General features: G+C 68.3%; 24 protein-coding genes and 1 pseudogene. 12 read left to right on the forward strand and 13 right to left on the reverse strand.

From position 1 onward, the window contains the following. Positions 1 to 3: 3 nt before the first annotated feature. Positions 4 to 789: an adenylate/guanylate cyclase domain-containing protein gene (locus NFL01S_RS28445; protein WP_062979394.1), complete on the forward strand. Its 786-nt coding sequence runs from the start codon at positions 4 to 6 to the stop codon at positions 787 to 789. A 54-nt stretch (positions 790 to 843) separates the two neighbouring features. Here NFL01S_RS28445 and NFL01S_RS28450 read toward each other — a convergent pair whose 3' ends face one another. Beyond that, positions 844 to 1,803: a zinc-binding dehydrogenase gene (locus NFL01S_RS28450; protein ID WP_062979395.1), complete on the reverse strand. Its 960-nt coding sequence runs from the start codon at positions 1,801 to 1,803 to the stop codon at positions 844 to 846. A 99-nt stretch (positions 1,804 to 1,902) separates the two neighbouring features. On the opposite strand from NFL01S_RS28450, the gene NFL01S_RS28455 reads away from it, so the two are divergent. The 3 genes and pseudogenes from NFL01S_RS28455 (at position 1,903) to arsB (ending at position 4,662) form a co-directional block, all read left to right on the forward strand. Continuing rightward, positions 1,903 to 2,526: a TetR/AcrR family transcriptional regulator gene (locus tag NFL01S_RS28455; RefSeq protein ID WP_062979396.1), complete on the forward strand. Its 624-nt coding sequence runs from the start codon at positions 1,903 to 1,905 to the stop codon at positions 2,524 to 2,526. A gap of 230 nt (positions 2,527 to 2,756) precedes the next feature. Beyond that, positions 2,757 to 3,125: an ArsR/SmtB family transcription factor gene (locus tag NFL01S_RS28460; RefSeq protein ID WP_062979397.1), complete on the forward strand. Its 369-nt coding sequence runs from the start codon at positions 2,757 to 2,759 to the stop codon at positions 3,123 to 3,125. Continuing rightward, positions 3,122 to 4,662, forward strand: a pseudogene (gene arsB / locus NFL01S_RS28465) (ACR3 family arsenite efflux transporter). The gene NFL01S_RS28460 and the pseudogene arsB overlap by 4 nt, the downstream one beginning before the upstream one ends. Positions 4,663 to 4,678: 16 nt before the next feature. Here the strand turns inward: arsB and NFL01S_RS28475 are convergent. Both NFL01S_RS28475 and NFL01S_RS28480 read right to left on the reverse strand, forming a co-directional pair. Continuing rightward, positions 4,679 to 5,014 (reverse strand): DUF3140 domain-containing protein, encoded by a 336-nt coding sequence (locus tag NFL01S_RS28475; protein WP_062979400.1) that lies wholly within the window; start codon positions 5,012 to 5,014, stop codon positions 4,679 to 4,681. A 20-nt stretch (positions 5,015 to 5,034) separates the two neighbouring features. Continuing rightward, positions 5,035 to 5,349 carry a DUF2795 domain-containing protein gene (locus NFL01S_RS28480; RefSeq protein ID WP_062979401.1) on the reverse strand — a complete coding sequence of 105 codons (315 nt, stop codon included), beginning with the start codon at positions 5,347 to 5,349 and terminating at the stop codon, positions 5,035 to 5,037. 273 nt (positions 5,350 to 5,622) lie between these two features. Here NFL01S_RS28480 and NFL01S_RS28485 point away from each other — a divergent pair, with 273 nt between their 5' ends. Next, positions 5,623 to 5,904: a hypothetical protein gene (locus tag NFL01S_RS28485; protein WP_062979402.1), complete on the forward strand. Its 282-nt coding sequence runs from the start codon at positions 5,623 to 5,625 to the stop codon at positions 5,902 to 5,904. A 6-nt stretch (positions 5,905 to 5,910) separates the two neighbouring features. Here the strand turns inward: NFL01S_RS28485 and NFL01S_RS28490 are convergent, their stop codons facing one another. Continuing rightward, positions 5,911 to 6,609 carry a dienelactone hydrolase family protein gene (locus NFL01S_RS28490; protein WP_210744921.1) on the reverse strand — a complete coding sequence of 233 codons (699 nt, stop codon included), beginning with the start codon at positions 6,607 to 6,609 and terminating at the stop codon, positions 5,911 to 5,913. 130 nt (positions 6,610 to 6,739) lie between these two features. Continuing rightward, entirely contained in the window at positions 6,740 to 7,240 is a 501-nt protein-coding gene (locus NFL01S_RS28495) for an ArsI/CadI family heavy metal resistance metalloenzyme (protein WP_062979403.1), read from the reverse strand. A 96-nt stretch (positions 7,241 to 7,336) separates the two neighbouring features. Between NFL01S_RS28495 and NFL01S_RS28500 the strand changes: the two genes are divergently transcribed. Further along, on the forward strand, positions 7,337 to 7,696 hold the full coding sequence (locus NFL01S_RS28500) for an Rv2640c family ArsR-like transcriptional regulator (protein ID WP_062979404.1): 360 nt from the start codon (positions 7,337 to 7,339) through the stop codon (positions 7,694 to 7,696). Positions 7,697 to 7,714: 18 nt separating this feature from the next. On the opposite strand, the gene NFL01S_RS28505 is transcribed toward NFL01S_RS28500, so the two are convergent. Next, positions 7,715 to 8,542 (reverse strand): SDR family oxidoreductase, encoded by an 828-nt coding sequence (locus NFL01S_RS28505; RefSeq protein ID WP_062979405.1) that lies wholly within the window; start codon positions 8,540 to 8,542, stop codon positions 7,715 to 7,717. An 87-nt stretch (positions 8,543 to 8,629) separates the two neighbouring features. Here NFL01S_RS28505 and NFL01S_RS28510 point away from each other — a divergent pair, with 87 nt between their 5' ends. From NFL01S_RS28510 to NFL01S_RS28520, 3 genes are all read left to right on the forward strand, one after another. Continuing rightward, on the forward strand, positions 8,630 to 9,031 hold the full coding sequence (locus NFL01S_RS28510; protein ID WP_063916076.1) for a winged helix-turn-helix transcriptional regulator: 402 nt from the start codon (positions 8,630 to 8,632) through the stop codon (positions 9,029 to 9,031). A gap of 65 nt (positions 9,032 to 9,096) precedes the next feature. After that, entirely contained in the window at positions 9,097 to 9,804 is a 708-nt protein-coding gene (locus NFL01S_RS28515; RefSeq protein WP_062979407.1) for a helix-turn-helix domain-containing protein, read from the forward strand. An 11-nt stretch (positions 9,805 to 9,815) separates the two neighbouring features. Then, positions 9,816 to 10,670 (forward strand): prenyltransferase/squalene oxidase repeat-containing protein, encoded by an 855-nt coding sequence (locus NFL01S_RS28520; RefSeq protein WP_062979408.1) that lies wholly within the window; start codon positions 9,816 to 9,818, stop codon positions 10,668 to 10,670. Between the two features lie 264 nt (positions 10,671 to 10,934). Here NFL01S_RS28520 and NFL01S_RS28525 read toward each other — a convergent pair whose 3' ends face one another. From NFL01S_RS28525 to NFL01S_RS28535, 3 genes are all read right to left on the reverse strand, one after another. Beyond that, entirely contained in the window at positions 10,935 to 12,104 is a 1,170-nt protein-coding gene (locus NFL01S_RS28525; protein WP_062979409.1) for an RNA polymerase sigma factor, read from the reverse strand. Next, positions 12,104 to 12,511, reverse strand: a complete 408-nt coding sequence (locus NFL01S_RS28530) for a YciI family protein (protein ID WP_062979410.1) — start codon at positions 12,509 to 12,511, stop codon at positions 12,104 to 12,106. The genes NFL01S_RS28525 and NFL01S_RS28530 overlap by 1 nt, the downstream gene beginning before the upstream one ends. Positions 12,512 to 12,627: 116 nt before the next feature. Then, positions 12,628 to 13,281, reverse strand: coding sequence for an AIM24 family protein (locus tag NFL01S_RS28535; RefSeq protein WP_062979541.1), 654 nt, complete (start codon positions 13,279 to 13,281; stop codon positions 12,628 to 12,630). Positions 13,282 to 13,758: 477 nt separating this feature from the next. Here NFL01S_RS28535 and NFL01S_RS28540 point away from each other — a divergent pair, with 477 nt between their 5' ends. Both NFL01S_RS28540 and NFL01S_RS28545 read left to right on the forward strand, forming a co-directional pair. Then, complete coding sequence (locus tag NFL01S_RS28540; RefSeq protein WP_062979411.1) at positions 13,759 to 14,562, forward strand: SDR family oxidoreductase; 804 nt, start codon at positions 13,759 to 13,761, stop codon at positions 14,560 to 14,562. Positions 14,563 to 14,594: 32 nt separating this feature from the next. After that, positions 14,595 to 15,398 carry a DUF72 domain-containing protein gene (locus NFL01S_RS28545; RefSeq protein ID WP_245670929.1) on the forward strand — a complete coding sequence of 268 codons (804 nt, stop codon included), beginning with the start codon at positions 14,595 to 14,597 and terminating at the stop codon, positions 15,396 to 15,398. Positions 15,399 to 15,420: 22 nt separating this feature from the next. Here the strand turns inward: NFL01S_RS28545 and NFL01S_RS28550 are convergent, their stop codons facing one another. Beyond that, positions 15,421 to 15,786: a DUF4345 family protein gene (locus NFL01S_RS28550; RefSeq protein ID WP_218019639.1), complete on the reverse strand. Its 366-nt coding sequence runs from the start codon at positions 15,784 to 15,786 to the stop codon at positions 15,421 to 15,423. A gap of 198 nt (positions 15,787 to 15,984) precedes the next feature. Here NFL01S_RS28550 and NFL01S_RS28555 point away from each other — a divergent pair, with 198 nt between their 5' ends. Next, the gene (locus NFL01S_RS28555) at positions 15,985 to 17,940 is read left to right on the forward strand and encodes a GMC family oxidoreductase (protein ID WP_062979413.1); all 1,956 of its coding nucleotides are present in this window, start codon (positions 15,985 to 15,987) and stop codon (positions 17,938 to 17,940) included. 29 nt (positions 17,941 to 17,969) lie between these two features. On the opposite strand, the gene NFL01S_RS28560 is transcribed toward NFL01S_RS28555, so the two are convergent. The 3 genes from NFL01S_RS28560 to NFL01S_RS28570 are packed head-to-tail and all read right to left on the reverse strand — an operon-like array spanning position 17,970 to position 21,204. Then, positions 17,970 to 18,344, reverse strand: coding sequence for a DUF742 domain-containing protein (locus NFL01S_RS28560; RefSeq protein WP_062979414.1), 375 nt, complete (start codon positions 18,342 to 18,344; stop codon positions 17,970 to 17,972). Positions 18,345 to 18,346: 2 nt separating this feature from the next. Continuing rightward, positions 18,347 to 18,859 carry a roadblock/LC7 domain-containing protein gene (locus NFL01S_RS28565; protein WP_084493330.1) on the reverse strand — a complete coding sequence of 171 codons (513 nt, stop codon included), beginning with the start codon at positions 18,857 to 18,859 and terminating at the stop codon, positions 18,347 to 18,349. Continuing rightward, the gene (locus NFL01S_RS28570; RefSeq protein ID WP_245670930.1) at positions 18,856 to 21,204 is read right to left on the reverse strand and encodes a sensor histidine kinase; all 2,349 of its coding nucleotides are present in this window, start codon (positions 21,202 to 21,204) and stop codon (positions 18,856 to 18,858) included. Before NFL01S_RS28570 ends, NFL01S_RS28565 begins: the two co-directional genes overlap by 4 nt. Positions 21,205 to 21,308 lie beyond the last annotated feature (104 nt).

The following is a 21,308-nucleotide window of genomic DNA, read 5'->3' on the forward strand; positions in this document are numbered from 1 at the left end:
CCGATGGTCGAATACATCCTGGCGGCGGTTGTCGTAGCCGAGGCCGCGAGCCTGATCGTGCTGTGGCGGTTGCTGGTACGCAGCCGCCGGGAACTCGCCGAGACGCGGCGCCGGCCCGATACCCGGCAGCTGCTGGTGGACAGTGGCCGCGAAGCAGTCAGAACCGTATGGCAGGCTGCCGGACTCGTGCGCCGCAAAGGGTTTCGCGCGGCGGTACTCGATTCGATCGAAGACCTGGCCGGCTGGGCACAGGTGGAACGACCGGATCTGGCGCGGCTCAGCGCCGACGGCGATGTGGTGATCGCTTTCTCCGATATCGAAGGGTCCACCGCGCTGAACGAACGACTGGGCGACCGCGCCTGGGTCGCGCTGCTCGGCCGGCACGACCGGCTGATCCGCAAGTACGTCGCCGCGCACAACGGGCATATCGTGAAAAGCCAGGGCGACGGTTTCATGATCGCATTCGGTGACGCCGAGCAGGCTGTGCGTTGTGGCCTGAACGTGCAGGGCTCCATCGGCGCCCTCGGCAAACCTGTGGCCGGTGTCCGAGTGCGGATCGGGATCCATATGGGGCGATCCGTCCGCCGCGGCGACGACCTGTTCGGCCGGAATGTGGCCTTGGCCGCCCGGGTCGCCGCACAGGCGGGCGGCGGGGAGGTTCTCGTCAGCGAGGCGGTGCGCGACGTCGTGGCCGATCGGCCGGGTATCGCTGTCACCGCCGCCCGCGAAGCCGAACTCAAGGGGTTCCGTGGCAGTTTCCAGCTCTACACAGTGGTATCGGACGACTGAGGGGTCCGATACCGAATCGGCCGGGGCGCACCGCAGTTCACTGTTCAGGTGTGGCTACGGAATCAGGACGAATCTGCCGAACACGTCGCCCTCGTCCATTTTCCGGTGCGCGAGTGCGGCTTTCTCCAGAGGCAGCGATTCGTGGACGACCGCCCGCAGATCGCCGCGACTCGCGGCGGCCCACTGGTCGAGTTGTACGGCACGGCGGTCGGGCAGCGCGACCGTATCCGCGCTGAAGGTCGCGAACGACAGCGACCTCACGAACGAAGCCAGCATGGTTGCGCCGAAATCCGCCGGTGGAAAGCCCGCGACGGCGCCGACGGCGACCATGCGGCCGTTCGGCGCGAGCTTGTCGAAGAACGCCGGCATATCCGGTCCGGAGATGATGTCGATGATGACGTCGTAGCCGGTGGGCGCGTCGGCGCCTGCGCCGGAACGGTCCAGCACATGTGTCGCTCCGAGTGCGCTCAGCCGGGCGCCGCGCTCCGCCGAGGAGGTCGTGACCGCCACGGCGCGGGCGCCGCCGCGGGCCGCCAGCTGGACCGCCATGACTCCGATACTGCCGGCGGCGCCGCGCACCAGCACGGCTTCCCCCGCCGCGAAATGGGCGTGTGCCAGGGCGAAATGTGCCACCATTCCGGAACTTCCGAGAGTGACCGCGTCGGCCGCGGACAAGCCCGCGGGCAGCGGCAGGATTTCCTCGACCGAGGCGAGGGCCTGTTCCGCATAACCGCCGCCGCGGCCGGTGAACGCCCACACGCGCTTACCGGTCCACGAGGTGTCGACACCCGCGCCGACGGCGGTGACGATTCCGGCGACCTCCGAGCCGGGAACGTGGCCTTCCTCGATGCCGACCCCGGCGATGGTGCCGCGCCGGATCATCGCGTCGACACCGCCGACACCGATCGCCTCGGTGGCTATCGCCACCTGTCCCGGGCCGGGAACGGGGGACGGGATATCGGTGACGGCGAGCCCGTCGGGGCTGCCGAATGACTGGATGACGACTACCTTCACTGTCTCTCCTCGGTCTGGGGCCGGTCGGCGAGGAATGGATCGTCTCGCTCGTTCCCGACGCTAACGGACGCCCCCGTCCGTTTAGCTAAACTGAGAGCGATGCCCGAACATTTGACTCACCCGCTGCGCTCCGACGCCAGAGACAACCGCGAACGCATCCTGGACGCGGCGCGTGTCCTGTTCGCCGCCGAGGGGCTGAACGTGCCGATGCGGGAGATCGCGCGGCTCGCAGAGGTGGGGCCCGCCACCCTCTATCGCCATTTCCCGACCAAGGAATCCCTGGCAACGGAGGCATTCGCCGACCAGATGCGTACCTGCCACGCCATCGCCGACGAGGGCCTGGCCGATCCGGACCCGTGGCGCGGCTTCTGCCACGTCATCGAGCGGACGTTCGAGTTGAACGCGCACAGCCGAGGCTTCACCGAAGCCTTCATGTCGACGTTCCCGAACGCCATGGATTTCGCCGCGAGCCGGGAGTACGCACTGAAATCGGTCACCGAACTGGCACGCCGCGCCAAAGAAACGGGGCACCTCCGCGCCGATTTCGCGCTGGACGACCTGATGCTGATGCTCATGGCGCACCGGGGTATCCAACCCGGCTCGCAAGCTGCCCGCACCGCGGCCTCGCGGCGCTTCGCCGCCTTGGTGATCGAAGCGTTCCGCGCCACCCCGGGGTCCGCGTCGCTGCCGCCGGTCCCGCGGTTGGCGCCCGCCGCAGGCTGAAGCGCCGCCCCGGCCTTCGCTTTTCGGAACCGGCATGAGCGCGTCCGGTGTCCCGGCGCCGGGCAGCCCGGCGGAACCGAGGGTGAGCGCTGTCGAGAGGTGGCCGGGCGGTCCGAGGCAGACGCCCACGCACCCGGGGCCGGCGTGCCGGGCGGCCGGGCGCAGCGGTCGTGGGATAGTTCACCCGCTATTCGTTTGCCTATGGGTTAGATGATTGTCAATATCGATGAATGTCTAATTCGCAGGTGCCGATAGAGGGGTGCAGTCCCTCTGCGCGGATCCGGGAACCACTGTCGGCGGATGCCTCGGTGGAGCTGGCAGCGGTATTCAAAGCGCTGTCGGATCCCGTGCGATTACGGCTGCTCAGCTCGATCGCGTCGCGGGCCGGGCAGGAGGCCTGCGTCTGCGATCTGTCCGAAGGCATCGCATTGAGCCAGCCCACGATCTCGCATCATCTGAAGGTGCTGCGTGGTGCCGGATTGCTGACCAGCGAGCGGCGCGCATCCTGGGTGTACTACCGGGTGGTCCCGGAGGTGCTGCGGCGGCTCTCGGACGTTCTGCTGACGGAAAGCGGCGCGGCCGCGGAGATGAACGCGTGAGCGCCGAGACGACCCGCAGTGCGCCGGGTGTGGTCGGGAAGCTTTCCACGCTGGACCGGTTCCTGCCGGTGTGGATCGGGGTGGCGATGCTCGCCGGACTGCTGCTGGGACGGCTGATCCCCGGACTCGGCGACAACCTGGCCGCGGTGGAAATCGACGGGATCTCGCTGCCGATCGCCCTCGGGCTGCTGATCATGATGTACCCGGTGCTCGCCAAGGTCCGCTACGACCGCCTCGACACCGTCACCGGCGACCGGCGGTTGCTGGCCGGGTCACTGGCGCTGAATTGGCTGCTCGGGCCGGCACTGATGTTCACGCTGGCCTGGCTGCTGCTACCGGACCTGCCCGAATACCGCACCGGACTGATCATCGTCGGGCTGGCGCGGTGTATCGCCATGGTGATCATCTGGAACGATCTGGCCTGCGGTGACCGGGAAGCCGCCGCTGTACTCGTGGCGCTGAACTCGGTCTTCCAAGTGATCATGTTCGCAGTTCTGGGCTGGTTCTACCTCTCGGTGCTGCCCGGATGGCTGGGCCTCGAGCAGACCACGATCGAGGCCTCCCCCTGGGAGATCGCGAAATCGGTACTGATCTTCCTCGGCATCCCGCTACTGGCCGGATACCTCACCCGCCGCTTCGGGGAGCGCACGAAAGGCCGCGACTGGTACGAATCCACGCTGATCCCGCGGATCGGGCCGTGGGCGCTGTACGGGTTGCTGTTCACCATCGTGGTGCTGTTCGCACTGCAAGGCGAGCGCATCACCGCGCAGCCCCTCGATGTTGTGCGGATCGCGGTGCCGCTGCTCGCGTATTTCGCGATCATGTGGGGCGGCGGCTACCTGCTCGGCGCGCTCATGGGCCTCGGCTACGAGCGGACCACCACACTGGCGTTCACCGCGGCGGGCAACAATTTCGAACTCGCCATCGCGGTCGCGATCGCCACCTACGGCGCCACCTCCGGTCAAGCGCTCGCCGGGGTGGTGGGCCCGCTGATCGAAGTCCCGGTGCTGGTCGGGCTGGTCTATGTCTCCCTGGCCCTACGCAACAAGTTCCGGAATTCCGGCACACCGACCGAGGCGGGTCACCGCGACGTCGACGTCCGGCCCTGAACCACGCCTCAGAAAGAGACGATTCCATGACGCCACCCACCGTGTTGTTCGTCTGCGTCCACAATGCCGGACGCTCCCAGATGGCCGCCGGATTCCTCGCCCACCTCGCCGGAGACGCAATCGAGGTCCGCTCCGCGGGCAGCGCACCCGCCGCCACCGTGAATCCCACGGCGGTTGCGGCGATGGCCGAGGTCGGTGTCGATATCGCCACCCAGTCGCCGAAGATTCTCACCGCGGACGCGGTGCAGTCCTCGGACGTGGTGATCACCATGGGCTGCGGCGACAGCTGCCCGGTCTTCCCCGGCATCAGCTACCGGGATTGGGACCTCCCCGACCCGGCGGGCAAAGGTATCGACGACGTACGCCCGATCCGCGACGAGATCCGCGCCCGAGTTGTGGCACTCATCGCCGAACTGCTGCCTACCTGAACCGGCCGGACAGCGGTTACGCCGCTTTGAGCGGGTCGTGCCCGAGGCACATCAGCCGATGCCGGAACTGCGCGTCGCCGGTCACCGGTTCCAGATCGTCGCGCCGTTCCGCGGTGACCGTGGCCACCACACGGCGCATGACGGTTACATCCCCGGCGGTCAGATCGGTCCGGCGTTTGCCGAGAATCGCCAGAACCTGACGGCCGATTTCGGGCCCGGAGCGATCCGGTTCCCGTTCGGCCACCGCGCTCGCCGCCTCGGTGCGCAACCAATCGCCGAGTTCACGCGACGACATATTGACCACCCGATGGAAATCGTCCCAGAGTTCGTCGTCGACCACTGTTTCCGCCATGGGTGTCCACCTCCTACGGATCAGCTCCCGCGGTTCTCGCCCAGCTCGTCGACCACCGGATTCGGCGGTACCGCACGTTCTCGTTCGGTCACCGTCGGATGCGCGTGGTCGCGGCTCTGCGCGGCGCGTTCGGCATCGGTCCGGCCGTCGTCGAGGCTCACCGACTGCGGTACTTCCGCCAGGTCGGCGTACTCCACCGGCGGGATGGCTTTCACAGCGCGCACCGTATCCTCGTCGGCGCCCGACTCGGCAGCGCAGCTCACCAAGCCGGCCTCCTCCGCCGGGAAGTCGGCCTCCGACAGCGCCCGCCGGATGCGTTCCACATCGGTTGTCACCCTCGAGAACCTTCCCGGGACGCCACCGCGACCCTCGTGAATATCTCGCTTGCGGCGCGGCAGTACCCGGCCGTGCCGCCGGCAAACAGGGCGGGGCCGCCGATATCGGCGCCGCCGCGGGGCCCGCACTCACAGTGATCCGTAATCAGTTGCGAGCCGCCGCGCAGCGGCGGCGCTCGCGTCGGGTGCGAAAGGCCACGGGGTCGTGACGACGCTGCGGCCGGGCGAGCGCTACGAGTGTTTCCGCGCGGACACCCGGGGCATACGGGGCGCATGGATACCGACAATTCCGCTGGAAAAAGTGCCGAGCACCGGGTCCACACACAGGTCGATCCGGCCGATCTACGGCGACTGCTCGAAGCGGGGCCGGACAGTTGCCTCGTACTGTCCGAGGGGCGAATGCAGGTCCAAGACCGCTCCCCGGGTGACGGTGCCGGTCTGGTCGTCGTGACGCGTGCCGGCCTCGTCGCCCAACTGGGGGAAAGCCCGGCAGACAATGACCTGGTCACCCAGGCCGCACTGCTCGACAGCGAGGTCCGGTCGCTCGGCGCCTGACCCGGCTCAGGACGCCGGGCTCGCCGTGGGTGCGGTGCCGAGGTTGGCCAGGAACCAGTCGGTCGCGAGCGCGGATACCCGGTCGAGCGCTCCGGGTTCTTCGAACAGATGCGTGGCGTCCGGCACGATCTCCAGGCGGGGGCGCACGGTCATATGCTGCTGGGCCTGCCGGTTGAGATCGAGAACTATTTCGTCGGCGCCGCCGACGATCAGCAGCGTGGGCGTCCGGACCCGGGTGAGGGCGTCGCCCGCGATGTCCGGGCGGCCGCCGCGGGAGACGACGGCGTGGACCGCGGCCGGACGCTCGGCGGCAGTGCGGAGTGCGGCCGCGGCGCCGGTGCTGGCCCCGAACAGGCCGACCGGGTTCTCCGCGGTTGCGGCCCGGCCGGCCAGCCAGTCCACCGTTGCCGCCAGCCGGCCGGACAGCAACGGTATGTCGAATCGCAGCTCCCGGGTACTCAGGTCGCGGTGCTCTTCCTCGGCAGTGAGCAGATCGAGCAGTACGGTGCCGAGTCCCGCCCGCTCGAGCACGGCGGCCACGTACCGGTTGCGCGGACTGTGCCGGCCGCTGCCGGTGCCGTGTGCGAAAACGACGATCCCGCAGTCCGGCGCGGGCAGCCGGACCCGCGCGTCGAGGTGGATATCGCCGACGGGTATCCGCACTTCCTCGTCGACGAACATGCTGTTGCCGGTGGAGTCGTTCATGGTTTTTTCCGTTCCCGTCGTACGGATCGCCGGCGTACCGGCATATCGGGAGCGGTTTACCCGCGTCCCCTCCGGCAAACAGCTGCTCAGGTCAGGTACGGGCTGCTGAACCCGTATCGCGGCGCGGAGTTCACCTTCCGGTGGCCGCCGGTGCGCAACACGCGACCTCGTCCGCGTCGGCGGCTCCACTGTTGCCGGTGCCGCAGCATGCCTGTACTGCCGCGCGGTCGTCCGTCTCGGCGAACTCGGGCGCGGTACCGAAGTGCTCGGTATCGGCGAGGACCGTGTAGACCTCCCAGCGTTCGGCGTTCGGTCCGGTCACCCACACCTTGTCCTGGGTGGCGAAGCAACATGTGGTCGCGATCTGTTCCTCGGTGAACAGACCGGCCTCGGTCAGGCGTGCGATCTCGGCGTGGACCTTCTCCGAGGACTCGACCTCCACTCCGAGATGGTTCACGCTGCCGCCCTGACCGGGGTTTTCGATCAGCACCAGTTTCAGCGGCGGCTCGTCGATCGCGAAATTCGCATAGCCCGGTTTGCGTTTCGCGGGTTCGGCACCGAACAGGGTCGAGTAGAACCCGACCGCCTGCTCCAGATCGTCGACATTCAGGGCGAGCTGTACACGAGACATCACGAACCTCCAGTTGTGTTACTTATATCGAAAAGGTGGTGTGGCCGAGTCTGCCACCTTTTCGACATATGTCAACGCTGTCGGTAGTATCGGAATATGCCGAAAGCGCTACCCGTCATCGATACGACCGCCCCCGTCTGCTGCGCCCCCGTGGCCGCCGGTCCCATCGACGACGAAGCGGCCCTGCACGTCGCGCTCCGCCTGAAAGCGCTCGCCGACCCCGTCCGGGTCAAGCTCATGTCGCTACTGCTGGCCGCCTCGGTCGCCGGGGCCAACGGTGGCGACCTCGCCGCCGCGGTCGACCTGTCCGAATCCACCGTCAGTCATCATCTGGCGCAACTCCGCAAAGCGGGCCTGATCACCTCGGAACGCAACGGAATGAACGTCGTCCACCGCGCCCACCGCGACGCGCTCGCCGCCCTGTGTGTGGTGCTGGATCCCAACTGCTGCCGCTGATCGCGGCGCCCGGCCCGGCTACTGGAACGCCGCCGAGTTGCGTACCGCCCACTCGGCGAAAGTGTGCGGTGCCCGGCCCAGTACCTTTTCGACGTCCGGGCTGACCTGCTGTAGTGCGGGTGCCGGGCTCCCGAGTATGTCCAGTGTGGATTCGACCACCGGCCCGGGCATGAACTGCGCCATCCGCTCCGTTGCCTGCGCGCGCGACAGTTCGGTGAAACGTATCGGTTCGCCCAGCGCTGCGGCGAGGGCGGCCGCCTGCTGCCGGGGGGATACCGGCTCGGGGCCGGTGAGTTCGTAGATCGTGCTGTCGTGGCTGTCGTCGAGCAGGGCAGCGGCGGCCACCGCGGCGATATCGACCGGATCGATCACCGGCAACGCGATATCGGCGAACGGCGCCGTGACGGTCCGCTCGGCGCGCACCGATTCCGCCCATTGCAGTGCATTCGAGGCGAAGTTCCCAGGGCGCAAGATCGTCCAGTCGAGACCGGAATCCCGCACCGCCGCTTCCGCGTCCGCGGGATGATTTCCGGTGCCGACCCCTTGTGAGGACAGCAGTACCACTCGGCGCCCGCCCGCGCTGCGGACCGACTTCACGACTTCGGCGAGATCTCCGCCCGCGCCGAGAAAATCGCCGGAAGTCAGCAGAAATACGGTATGGGCGCCCGTGAGAGTGGGAGTCAATTCCTCCGTCCGCAGCAGGTCGGCCCGCCGATACTCGACACCGGCGGGGAAATCCGCTGCCTCCGCTGCCCGCGAGACCGCCCGGACCTCTGCTCCCGCCGCGGCCAGCGCCTGTACCAGCGGTCGTCCGACATTGCCGGTCGCTCCCGTTATCACGATCATGTTTTTCCTCTCGACTTCGGTGATGCGACGCTACTATTCGAAAGACAGTAGGTACCTAGAGGGAAGTATTGGAGGTAGGGCACTATTGTGACCGAAACCACAGCCTGGAACCCGGACGTGGAGATCGCTCCGGAGAACGCCTGTCCCATCGCACCGGTGGTCGATGTGGTGTTCAGCCGCTGGACCACGCCGATCCTGTGGGTGCTGCACTACCGCGGGCCGCACCGCTTCGTCGAACTCCAGCGATCGATCACCACGATCACCCCGAAAGTGCTGACCGAACGGCTCCGGCAGCTCGAACGCGACGGGTTGATCACGCGCACATACCATCCGGAGGTTCCGCCCCGGGTCGTCTACGAGATCAGCGAGTTGGGCAGCAGCCTGGCGCCGCTGTTCGCGGCCCTGGCCGACTGGTCGGTCAACCTCGCCGAGGTCGAGCGGGCGCGCCGCGCCTACGACGCCGATCGGCAAACGCGCCGAAAGCGCTGATCGCGGCTCCGGCGGTCGTCCCCGCGCGGCGGAGAACGTCCGGCGGTCCCGGCTAGAGTCGAGCCGTGGGCGGTTACCGCGAGTACCGGCCGCCGACCGGATCGGAACCGGTGGTGGCGTGCGTGTGGAACAGCGACGCTCTCCTCGCCGGTACGCAGCGAGTCATACCGGACGGATGCGTCGACCTGGTGTGGCTCGGCCGGCGCCTGCTGGTGGTCGGCGCCGATACCGAGCCGATGCTGTGGCCGACGGTCGGCGAGACAGCCGAGGGCCTCCGGTTGCGGCCGGGAACCGCCGGCCGTGTTCTCGGCGTGCCCGCCGACGAGGTCCGCGATCGGCAGTTGCCGCTGTCCGATCTCTGGCCCGCGGTGGCCGACTGGCCCGATCGCCCCGAAACCGCGGACCCGGCGGCCCGGCTGCGGCTGCTGACCGAAGCCGTACTGCACCGCAAGGCCGAACCGGATCCGTTGATCGGTGCCGCCGTGCGCCGGCTGGTCGTCCCCCGGGCCCAGGTCGCGGCCGTGGCCGCCGACCTGGGCATCAGTGAGCGTCACCTGAACCGGCGGGTTACGGCGGCCGTCGGGTACGGGCCGAAATTCCTGGCCCGGGTTGCCCGGCTGCGGCGGCTGGTCGCGGCAGACGGGGAATCGCTCGCGGAGCGCGCGTACGCGGCAGGCTACGCCGGCCAGGCGCATATGACCGACGAAGTACGGCACCTCACCGGCCTCACTCCTGTCCGATTTCTGGAAGACGCCACACTCACAGCTGCCTAACCTCCGGGTACATGAGCATCGACCTCGCAGCGGCCCGGCACTACATCGAGTCCAGTGCCCGTGTCCTGGAACGGCACCGGCTCTCCGTACTCCTCGACGGCAGCCCCGTCGACCCCGTCCGCACCGCGCTCGCGGCCTACCGCAACCCCGACGGCGGATTCGGGCACGCATTGGAACCCGATGTGCGATGCCCCGGCAGCCAGCCGTCGGCGGCACTGTCCGCGCTGGAAATACTCGCCGAACTGGATACGGCCGCAGATCCGATGGTCACCGGGCTGGCCGGCTGGATCGCCGGTATCGCCGACCCGGACGGCGGTGTGCCGACCGTCCTGCCGTCGGCTACCGGCCACCCACACGCCCCGTGGATGGCACCGGATCCGGAGGCCGGATTCCTCACCTACGCCCTCGCTGCCGCCCTGTGGCGGCTCGGAGTGCAGCATCCATGGCTCGACAAGGCGACAACATGGTGCTGGCACCGGATCGACGCCGCCGAGGCCCCCGCCGGTTACACCGTGAAATTCGCGCTGCAATTCCTCGATGCCGTACCCGACCCCGTCCGCGCCGCCGCGGCCGTCGAACGTTTCCGGTCCGCGATCCGCGCCGACGGCACGGTCCCGGTCGAAGGCGGTGTCGAGAACGAGCAGATCGGCCCGCTCACATTGTCTCCGCATCCGGCGGCACCGAGCCGGGTGTTGTTCGACGAACATACGATTGCCGTGGAACTGGACCGGCTCGAGGGTGAGCAATTGGACGACGGCGGCTGGGATTTCGACTTCCTGCACTTCACGCCCGGTCAGACCGTGGAATGGCGTGGCGTGGTGACCCTCGGCAATATCAGCACGCTGCGCGAACACGGCAGAATCTGATCCGTATCACGCAGCCGTGAACTCGCGGCGGCGGTATGGCGACCTCGGCACGCTGCCGCTGGAGCTCGCGCGAGAGTGTTGCCCGTGGCACGACAGCGATCGTCCGGTCGCGCGACGCAAGGAAAGCCCGCTGGATGCCGGGCATCCCCCTCGAGGTGGCGCTCACCGCAGCCCGGCGATGTGACGACCGCGTTCTCGGCTCGCTTCCGGACGGCGAACGCCGACGCGTGGGACCGACCGGACAACGCCCGGACGGATCCGGCGTCAGCTGCCGTCATCCCGAAGCTGCTGATGGAGGACGGCGGCGCGGAGCGTGAGGTGGTTGCGTTCGGCGAGGTTCTGCGCTCGGTCGGCGGCCTGTACATAGAGCCGCGCGGCCGTGGCGATATCGCCGGCCCGTTCGTGGAGGTAAGCCGCGGATGCGGTGTATCGGGGGAGTTCCGGGTCGAGTCCGGCGAGCGCTGCGAGACCCGCCTGCGGGCCGTCGGCCTCGCCGACGGCCACCGCACGGTTGAGCCGGGCGATCGGGCTGCCGGTGATCCCGACCAGCTCGTCGTACCATTCGACGATCTGCACCCAGTCGGTCTCCTCCGCTGTCTGCGCATCGGCGTGCAGTGCCGCGATCGCCGCCTGCGCCTGGTACTCGCCGAGCCGGTCGCGGGCCAGGGCCGCCTGCAGGATCATTACGCCCTCGGCGATCAGGTCCCGGCGCCACAGCTCCCGATCCTGTTCGGCCAGCGGAACCAGGCTGCCGTCGGCGCGAAGGCGGGCCGGGCGGCGGGCATGGTGCAGCAGGAACAGTGCCAGCAGGCCCGCGACCTCCGGGTCGCCGGTGGTGGCGGTGAGCTGGCGGGTCAGCCGGATCGCCTCCGCGGCCAGGTCGATATCACCGCTGTATCCCTCGTTGAACACCAGGTACAGCACCCGCAGCACCGTGCGCAGATCGCCGGGAGTATCCAGCCGGACCTCGCTCACGGTGCGTTTGGCCCGGCTGATCCGCTGCGCCATGGTGGCTTCGGGGACGAGGTAGGCCTGCGCGATCTGGCGGGTGGTGAGACCACCGACCGCTCGCAGGGTCAACGCCACGGCCGAGGCGGACGTCAGCGCCGGATGCGCGCACAGGAAATACAACCGCAGCGTCTCGTCCTCCGCCGCGGCGGGCCCCGCCGCCGGTTCTTCGGAAACCCGCAGCTCACGGTTTCGGCGTGCGGATTCGGAGCGGGCCAGATCCACGAAACACCGCCACGCCGTGGTGATCAGCCAGCCCTTGGGATCGTCGGGCTGCCGCCGCGGCCAGGTATCGACGGCCCGCAGCAGCGCCTCCTGCACGGCGTCCTCGGCGGTCGCGAAATCCGCCCCGCGGTGGACGAGGGCCGCCAGGACACCGGGGATCAGGTCCCGCAGCCGGCCCGCGTCCAGCGCGTCGGCGGTCATCACTCGGTGACGGTCGGCGGGGCGGTCAGGAACGGGCGTACCTCGAGCCATTCGTGGATCGGTTTCCCGCCCGCGCCGGGCGCCGCGGACAACTCGCCGGCCAGTTCGACGGCGCGGTCGTAGGAGTCGACGTCGATGATCATCCAGCCCGCGATCAGGTCCTTGGTCTCCGCGAACGGGCCGTCGGTCACCGGCGGTTTGCCCTCGCCGTCGTAGCGGACCCACGCGCCCTCCGGCGCCAGAGCCTGACCGTCGACGAATTCGCCGGTGCTCTCCAGGCGGTCCGCAAAATCCCGCATATATCGCATATGTGCCTCGATCTCGGCCGGGGTCCACCGGTCCATCGGCACATCGTTGACCGACGCCGGAGCGCCGCGGTAATGCTTGAGGAGCAGGTACTTCGCCATGGATTCTCCCTTCGGATGTCCGACCCTGGTTGGTCGATCACACCTGGGACGGAGCCGTTACGACGTTCTCGACATCCACGCCGGAAATTTCCGGAACTTTTTTACCGGGTCTGCGATCAGGCCTCGCTGGGCTGCACGATGACGAATCCTTCACCGTCGAGACGCAGCTGGAACGCCTCGCCCGAACCACCACGGACCATCGAACCGAAACTCTGCGAACGATTCAACGAGGTCTGCAACTGCGCGCTCCACCCGACCACCGCATCGGTGTCCACGAAAACCGGCGCCTGCGGATGCACCGGAATGATGATCGGTGTCCCCGCGCACACCAGCCCGAGCCGCCCCTGCCCGGTGAACACACAGTTGAACAGCCCGCCACCGGCCATCCCGACGCCCTGCACCATCCGGATGTCGTACTGCAGGCTCGAATCGAACACCAGAATATTGCGGCCGTTGATGGTGAGCGCATCGCCGGGCACCAGGTCGACCAGGAAACAGTTCCGGTCGAAATGCGCAAACCACGCCTCCCCTTGCCCCCGCACCGACATCAGCGGCACACCCTCACCCGTGAGTGCCCGCTGCAGGAACTTCCCGACCCCCTGTCCCTTCTTCTCGAACTGCAGGCTCCCGCGGAACGCCACCATCGACCCCTGCCGCGCGAGGCACTCGCCGTTCACGGCGTACTTCAATGCTTTCGTGCTCTGCGCGGTCAACCCGGGCGCGGTCGCGGGCTGGGCCATGTTCTCGTTGGCGAAGATCTCACTCTGCATACCGCGATCCTGCCGCAACTGTCATCGCCATGGGCGGGAGTGGTCTGCGAAATGCTGCCGGCATCACCTGTGGCGTTCGGCCTGTTCGACCCGGTCCCACCGCGGCCGGCTGGATGAACTTGCGCGCGGCGGGGCGCCGGGGCACCGCGCATCGTGGCGGGAGCCGCTGCCGCCGGCCGGCCCGGGGGAGTAACGATTTCTTCTCGGTGATCGAAAAGTTCAGCAGCGCACATATTTAGGAGTGTGACGCCTGGTCGGAGGGTAATCGGTAGATGGACGCCCTCCGGCGACCGAGTTCGACGATCGAAGAGAGACCGTTATGCCTGGCTTCCTGAAGTACATCATCTTTCTCAACATGCTGGGCGTGCTCGCCGGGTACCCCACCTGGTGATTCCTGGGGCCGGCCCGCCGATCGGTTAGATTGGCGGTTCCGCCTGGACCTTGCCGGGCGCCCGGGTTGTCGAGGATAGGGGTCGTATGACGAAGACCGCGCTGGTGACGGGGGCGTCGTCGGGGATCGGGCGGGCTACGGCCGCGCTGCTGGTGGAACAGGGTTACCGCGTGATCGGGACCAGCCGGAATCCGGATTCGATCGCGGCCTCGGCGCGGGTTCCGGAGGTGGAGTATCGCGCGCTCGACCTCACCGATCCGGCCGGTATCGAACAGTTCGGGCATGAGCTCGGGCCGGTGGATGTGCTGGTGAACAATGCGGGGGAGAGCCAGTCGGGCCCGATCGAGGAACTGCCCCACGACGCTGTGACCCGGATATTCCAGTTGAACGTTTTCGGTGCGGTGCAGTTGACGCAGGCAGTCCTGCCGGGAATGCGGGAGCGCGGGTACGGGCGGATCATCATGGTCGGGTCCATGCTGGCGAGTTTCCCGCTGGCCTACCGGTCCTCGTATGTGGCGACGAAGGCGGCGATCAAGGGTTTCGCGGACGCGGCACGGTTGGAGACGGCGCCGTTCGGGGTGTGGATCAGCACCGTCGAACCCGGGTCGATCGCGACCGGGATCGGGGAGCGGCGCACCAAGTACATCGCCGAGGATTCGGTGTACGCGGCGGATTTCGCGACGATGATCAGCAATCTGGATCGTAATGAGCGGGCCGGGACGAGCCCGGACGACGTGGCGCGCACGATCGTGCGCGCGATATCCGCGACGAAGCCGAAACCGCTGTATGCCAAGGGTAGCCGGGCGCCGATCGTCTTCCTGCTGCGGCGGCTGTTACCGGCGGCGGTGATCGAGAAGGTCGTCGCGCGGAGGCACGGATTGAAGCGCTGAGGCCGGATATGCGTTTATCCGTGGGTTGTGCCATGTGGACACACGCCGAGTGGCCGGCGACGGGTGACACACTGCGCAGTTATGCGAGCTGGTGTGATGCGGTGGAGGGCAACACCACCTTCTACGCGGTGCCGGCCCGGCGCACCGTGGAGACCTGGGCGCAGCGGACCGCCCCGGATTTCCGGTTCGTGATCAAACTGCCCAAAACCGTCACGCACGAACGCCGGCTCTCGGGCGTGGACGCTGAGCTGAACGATTTCCTGCACACCATGGAGCCTCTCGGGTCCCGGATGCATGCGCTGTGGGTCCAGCTGCCCGGTACCTTCGGGCCGAACGAGCTGGGGTCGCTGGCCGGATTCGTCCGGCAGGTCCCGGCCGGTCTGCGGGTGGCGGTGGAGGTGCGGCATCCGGCGTTCTTCACCGACGACGATGCGGCGAACCGGCTCGAACGGGTACTGGGCCGGGCGGGGGCGGAATGGGTTCCGTTCGATACCACCGTTCTGTTCGCGGCGCGGCCGGCGAGTTCGGCGGAGTACGAGGCGCAATCGAAGAAACCGCGGTTGCCGCGGCGGATGCGGGCGCTCACCGAGAGCCCCATCGTGCGATATCACGGCCGTGACGATCCCGAGGTGACGATGGCGGGCTGGCGGCCCTGGGTGGAGCAGGCGGTCGAATGGTTGCGGGAGGGGCGTTCGCCGACGGTCTTCCTGCACACCCCGGACAATGCGTCCTCCCGGGATCTGGCGCGCCGTTTCCACGACGAGGTCCGTGTCCATGTCCCGGACCTCGCACCGTTGCCCGACCCGGCCGAAACCGAACCGATGACGCTGTTCTGACGGTTTCGCGCCGCATCCCGATTCAGTTCACCGTGAGCAGCGCCGCGGCGGCGAGCGTCTCCACCCAGAAGTAGAACCAGGTCGGATAAAACGCGGCCGGAGCATCGAATACCCGCGAAATCACCCGGCCCGCCGCCATCCCGGCCAGTGCGACCGCGACCGCGAGTACCACGCCCCGCCCCAGGTCGCCGGTCGTCGTCGCCGACCAGAACAGTGCGGCGGCAACCGCGAGACCGAACCCGCCGTACACCGCCCTCACTTCGGAGCGTCCCGGCGTGGTGCCGACGGCGATGCCGAAGGGGCGCACGAGCCGCGCGGGCGCGGCGAGGGCGTACAGGCCCATTCCCGTGAAGAAAAGACCCGCTGCTGTCAGAACCACTGTTCGCACTACGCCTCCTTGCAACGCTTCCGTCGCTCGATCTTCGAGCACCGGCGCTGCGGGCGCTTCCGTAAACATGCGGCACCGAGCACTGACAAGTGAACAATTGTTCTAGACCAGAACACCATTATATCGCAGGGTATTGCTTTATAAGTGAGCGAATATTCGCACATCGTGGTAGAAATCGGCTGTAGCGAAGGGACAACCATGCAACCGACCGACAAACAGCGCGCCGCGCTGGAGATGATCTGCGATACGTTCCTGCCCGGGGACGGGCTGACCTTGCCCTCGGCGTCCGAGTTGGGCGCTGTGGACACGGTGCTGGCCCTGCTGGCGCGCAATCCGCGGGAAGCCGAGACCGAACAGCTGGCGATGCTGCTGGACCTGTGGGACGGTCCGGTCACCGGACTGCTCGCCGGATGGGGCCCGCGGCGGTATTCGAAACTGTCGCAGCAGGACCGAGAGAAGGCGCTGCTGCGGCTCGGCGCCTCCCGGTTCGGTGCCGTGCGCGCGGTTTTCCAGGCTCTGAAGCAGGCGTCGTTGCTGGCATACAACATCACCCCGGGGCCGACGGGAGTCAATCCGCTGTGGAAACACCTGGGCTACGACGCGATTCCCGGTCCGTTGGCGAATGCGCCGCAGCCCGCGCTCGCACCGCAGCGCATCACCGCACCGACGAGCCTCACCTGTGATGTCGTGATCGTCGGCTCCGGTGCCGGTGGTGGGACCGCCGCCGGCGTGCTCGCCGCGGCGGGTCTCGATGTGGTCGTGCTCGAACGCGGCGAGTACTACGACGACAAGGATTTCGGCGGCGGTGAACTCGCCGGGCAGCAACTGCTGTATTCGCCCGGACCGCTGGCATCCAGCGAGGGCCAGCTCGCGCTGGTCGCGGGATCCTGCCTCGGCGGCGGCACGGTGGTGAACTGGAGTACGTCGCTGCCCACTCCCGAGAGCGTGCGCGACGAATGGGCCGCGATCGGCGCCCAGCAGTTCGCCGGCGCCGAGTTCACCGAATCGCTGGATACGGTATTGCGGCGGCTCGGCGTGAACGAGCGGCGCTCCACCCCGCTGGTGCGGGACGACATCCTGGAGCGCGGCGCACGTGCGCTCGGCTGGCCGGTCGACCCCCTGCCGCGCAATGTGACCGATGCCTGCGACGCCGGTATCGAATGCGGCCGGTGCGGTAGCGGCTGCCGGTTGGGAGCCAAACAGTCGGTGACCAAGACCTGGCTGGCCGATGCCGCGGCCCGCGGCGCACGGTTGATCGTGGACGCGAATGTACGCCGGATCTCGGTGCGCGACAGTATCGCCGAAGCAGTGACCGTGCGTACCTCGGCGGGCGTGGAATTCGAGGTCCGCGCGCGAGCGGTGGTGGTGGCGGCGGGCGCGATCCAGACACCCGCACTGCTGCGCCGGTCGGGTCTGGGTAACAAGAACATCGGCCGTTACCTGCGGTTGCATCCGGCGGCGGCCGTTTTCGGTCTGTTCGACGAAGAAGTGCGGCCCTGGGAAGGCGGTCTGCAGACCCGGATCTGCCGGCAGCACGCCGATCTCGACGGAAACGGTTACGGCGTGATCTACGAGACGGGTCCACTGGCACCCGGCTCGTCCACCGGATTCATGAGCTGGCAGGGCTCGGCGGATCATCGCCGGGTCATGCAGGATTTCGCGCGCACCAATGCCGTCGGCATCATCACCCGCGACCGTGACTCCGGTGCGGTGAAGGTGGACCGGGGCGGGGAACCCACCGTGGACTACCGGATTTCCGACTACGACGCCGCTCACCTGCACACCGGTATCGAGGGCGCCGCCAGGATTCTCGAAGCCGCGGGCGCCACCCGCATCTTCTCCGGACATCAAGCGGGTGTCTCCTACGAACCGGGTGTTCGTGGTTCGCTCGCCGAGTTCTCGGCCGCCGCGAAGGCCGCCGGATACGGTCCCGGGCGCTGCACGATGGGCGCCCTGCACATCATGGGGTCGGCCCGGATGGGCGGCTCGGCGGAGAACTCCGCAACCGACCCAGACGGTGCCACCTGGGATGTGAAGAATATCGTCGTCGCCGACGCGTCGTGCTTCCCGACCTCCTCGGGTGTGAACCCGATGGTTACGATCGAGGCAATCGCGCATATGAACGCCACCCGCCTGGCGGCCCGGCTGGACTGACCGCGGGCGCGGGAGGTCCGGCCCGATGATCAGGCCTCCCGCAGGCTGCGCGCGATGCTGTGCAGCAGACCGATATCCCGGGCGGGATCTATCGTGGTTTCGAACGGCGGCCGGACCTCCAGCCGGCCGTCGTCGATCAGATCCGCGACGAGCACCTTCGCCATCGCCAGCGGAAGCTGCACCTGCGCCGAAATCTCCGCCACCGACTGCGCGGTCCGGCAGAGGCGGATGATATCGACGTACTCGGGTTCGGTGCGCTGCGGCGCCAGCCCGGCACCCCGGTCCACCACCCTGGTATCCAGGGTGAGCTCCCGGCGCCCCGTGCGGCCCCGCCCGCGGGTCACCGCGAAGAGGCGCACGATGGGACCGTCGTCCTCGTCCCAGTGATCCTCGGGCCCGTACACGGCTAGCGTATGCCGTTCGGATAGCCACGCACCTGGGTGCCGGGCCGGTCGTGGGCGGGGATCGGCGACCGGTTCTGAGGCACCGGCCGGTCATACGGGCCCGGCCGGCCGCGGTCGTCCTGATATGTGCGGGAATCGACGCCGAGATGAGCGCCGACCTGCTGTACGGTGCGGTTCATTTCGTAGGCCACCATCCCCAGGTCGGCGGAGTCGGCGGCCAGCAGCGAGAGGCAGGCATTACCGCCGGCCGCGGTGACGAACAGGACCGCCCGGTCGAGCTCCACCACCGTCTGGCAGACCCCACCGGCCTTGAAATGGCTTCCGGCGCTCCGGGCCAGACTGTGGAAGGCGGAGGCCATCGCGGCGAAACGTTCGGCATCGTCGCGGTCGAGCCCGGAGGAATGCCCCATCAGCAAGCCGTCGGTGGACAGCAGTACCGCGGAATCGGCGTCCGGTAGACCGCGGACCAAATCCTCGAGTAGCCAGCTGAGATCGGTGCGATTGGGGTCGGTCATCGTTCGCCTTCTCGTCTAGAGCGTTCTGGAGCAGTGGGATCGGAATACGGTGCGCGGCGGCCCGAACGGCTCCCACGGGAAATCGCCGACATCCGGTTGCGGGCCTGTTCCGGGGTCCGGGGGCGGACAGCACCGGGATCGGGGTTCTCGTCCCGGGCGGTGGGCTCGGCGGCCTTGCGGTGGCGGCGCGGCAGCGGCGGCCGGCCGGCACCTGCGCGATACGGATCCGGCTCTGTGTGCGGGTCCGGATACGGGGCTTCGGAAGTGACGGCGGGGTAGACGTCCGAGCCCAGCGTGCGGGAATCGTAGGGCGCCTCATACACCGGAGCGGTGGCGAACGGTGTCGCCGGCGAAGTGCGGAAGGGCAGGGGCGCCGCGGGTGCCGCACCCGCCATGGCGGGTGCGATCACCGGGGCGGCTTCCAGGGGTGGCGGCCCGCCGGGTTCGGTGAGTGCGGTCGGAACGAGGACGATCGCCTTGATTCCGCCGTACGCGGATTCGGTCAGTCGTACCGAAATGCCTTGCCGGGCAGCAAGAGTGGCGACCACGAACAGTCCGAGGCGAGTATCGCCGGTCAATGCCGTGACACCGAAGTCCGGCGGTTGGGCCAGCGCCCGGTTCCGTTCGCCGATCTCGTCTTCCGGCATGCCGAGACCCTGATCGGCCACCTCGATCGCTACACCGCGCCCCACCGGGGTGGCCGATACCTCGACCCGGGAATCGGGCGGCGAGAACGCCGTCGCGTTGTCCATCAGTTCGGCGAGCAGGTGGATGAGGTCGGCCGCGGTTTTCCCGACGATGCGCATCTCCGGTACCCGCCCGGTGTGGATACGTGTGTAATCCAGGCTCTCCGCGGCCGCGGCCCGGATGATGTCCCACAGGGAGACGGGTTTGCGCCAGCGCCGGCCGGGCTGTTGGCCACCCAGCACGATGAGGTTCTCGGCATGGCGGCGGGCGCGGGTGGCGAGATGGTCGAGCTGGAAGAGCAGTTCGAGCTGATCGGCGTTCTCCTCGCGGCGTTCGGCCTGATCCAGCAGCGCCAGCTGGCGATGGACCGCGAGCTGGTTGCGATGCGCCATATTCAGGAACACCGCGTTGAAACCCGCCCGCGTCTTGGCCTCGGCCACCGCGGCCGATACGGCGGCCAGCTGGGCCCGGTTGAACGCGTCGGCGACCTCGCCGAGTTCGTCGGTACCGAAATCCAGCTGCGCGACCTCGGCGGTGGTGTCCACCTCCGCGCCGTCGTCGAGGCGGCGCATGAGGTCGGGCAGGCGGTTGTCGGCCAAGTCCAGGGTGTCGTTGCGCAGATGGCGCATCCGGGCGATGAAGCGGTTGGCCATCAGCAGCGCGACGAGGAACGTCAGCCCGGTGAGCAGCAGCACGGCGATACCGCCGAGCAGCGATTTCGTGGCCGTCTCATCGCCCTGTGCGCGGGCGGTGGCATGGGCATCGTTGCTCTGGTCCTCCCACAGCTTCAACAGATCCCCGGTGACCCGGCCGGACGCCTGCTGCCAGGCAGCGATATCCATCGGCAACGCGGCCCGTTCGCCGGCGGAATCCGATTCGTCGGTGCTGCCGGAGCTGTCCTCGGATTCGCCGGCCGAGCGCGCGCCGCCGGCCATGATCGCGTCCTGCATGGCGATCACCTGCCGATAGTCGGCGGAATCGGTGATCGCCCGGAGTTGCGCGAGCCGTTCGCCTTTGAGTACCGCCCCGGAATACGCCACTTCACCGCGGAATTCACCGGCGTAGCGGTTGAATTCGACCAGTTGAGCCGCGGTCAGTTCGTTCAGGGTGAGCGCCACCGCGCCCAGGGTGTCCGCCTTGGACAGTGCTTCGGCGGCGCGCAGAGGTTCGGCGCCGTAGCCGAGCGATATCGCCACCCCCGCGTCCGGGGCGACCCGGGCGGCCAGCATGGAGGCCGCGACGATCGTATCGATCACCGCGCTGAAGAAACCGAAAGCCTCCGGCCGCGGGATCGTGCCCGTATCGACAGCTGCCCGGGTGGCGGGCACTTGGCCGAACAACTGCTGATAAGCCTCGAGTTCGGCTCGGGAACCGTCGGGATCGAGCTGCTGGGCTGCGTCACCTTTGGCAATGACCGCGCCCAGGGCGATATCCGACTGATCGCGCGCCGCCACCAGCGCCGGCGCCACACTCGTATCGCCCGCCAGCAGCAGCAGGGAAAGCCGCCGTTCCTCCTCGAATGCTCGCACCATCAGAATTGCCGGACCGGTGGTACTGCTGGCCAGTTCGGCCCAGTTCGTCGCATCCCGGCCGGACCGCACGAGGTAGGCGGCTGCGCCGGTCCCGATCGTCACCAGCGCGAGACTGGTGACGAGCACGATCGCGAGCAGTCGGGTGCGGATGCGGACCCGCCCGCGCGTGCGATTCGCTCCGGAACGCGCTTTTCGCAGGAATTTTCCGGCGAGAGGTAGGCGAAATCCCA

The organism is Nocardia flavorosea NBRC 108225, assembly GCF_001613385.1.
Lineage (GTDB): Bacteria > Actinomycetota > Actinomycetes > Mycobacteriales > Mycobacteriaceae > Nocardia > Nocardia flavorosea.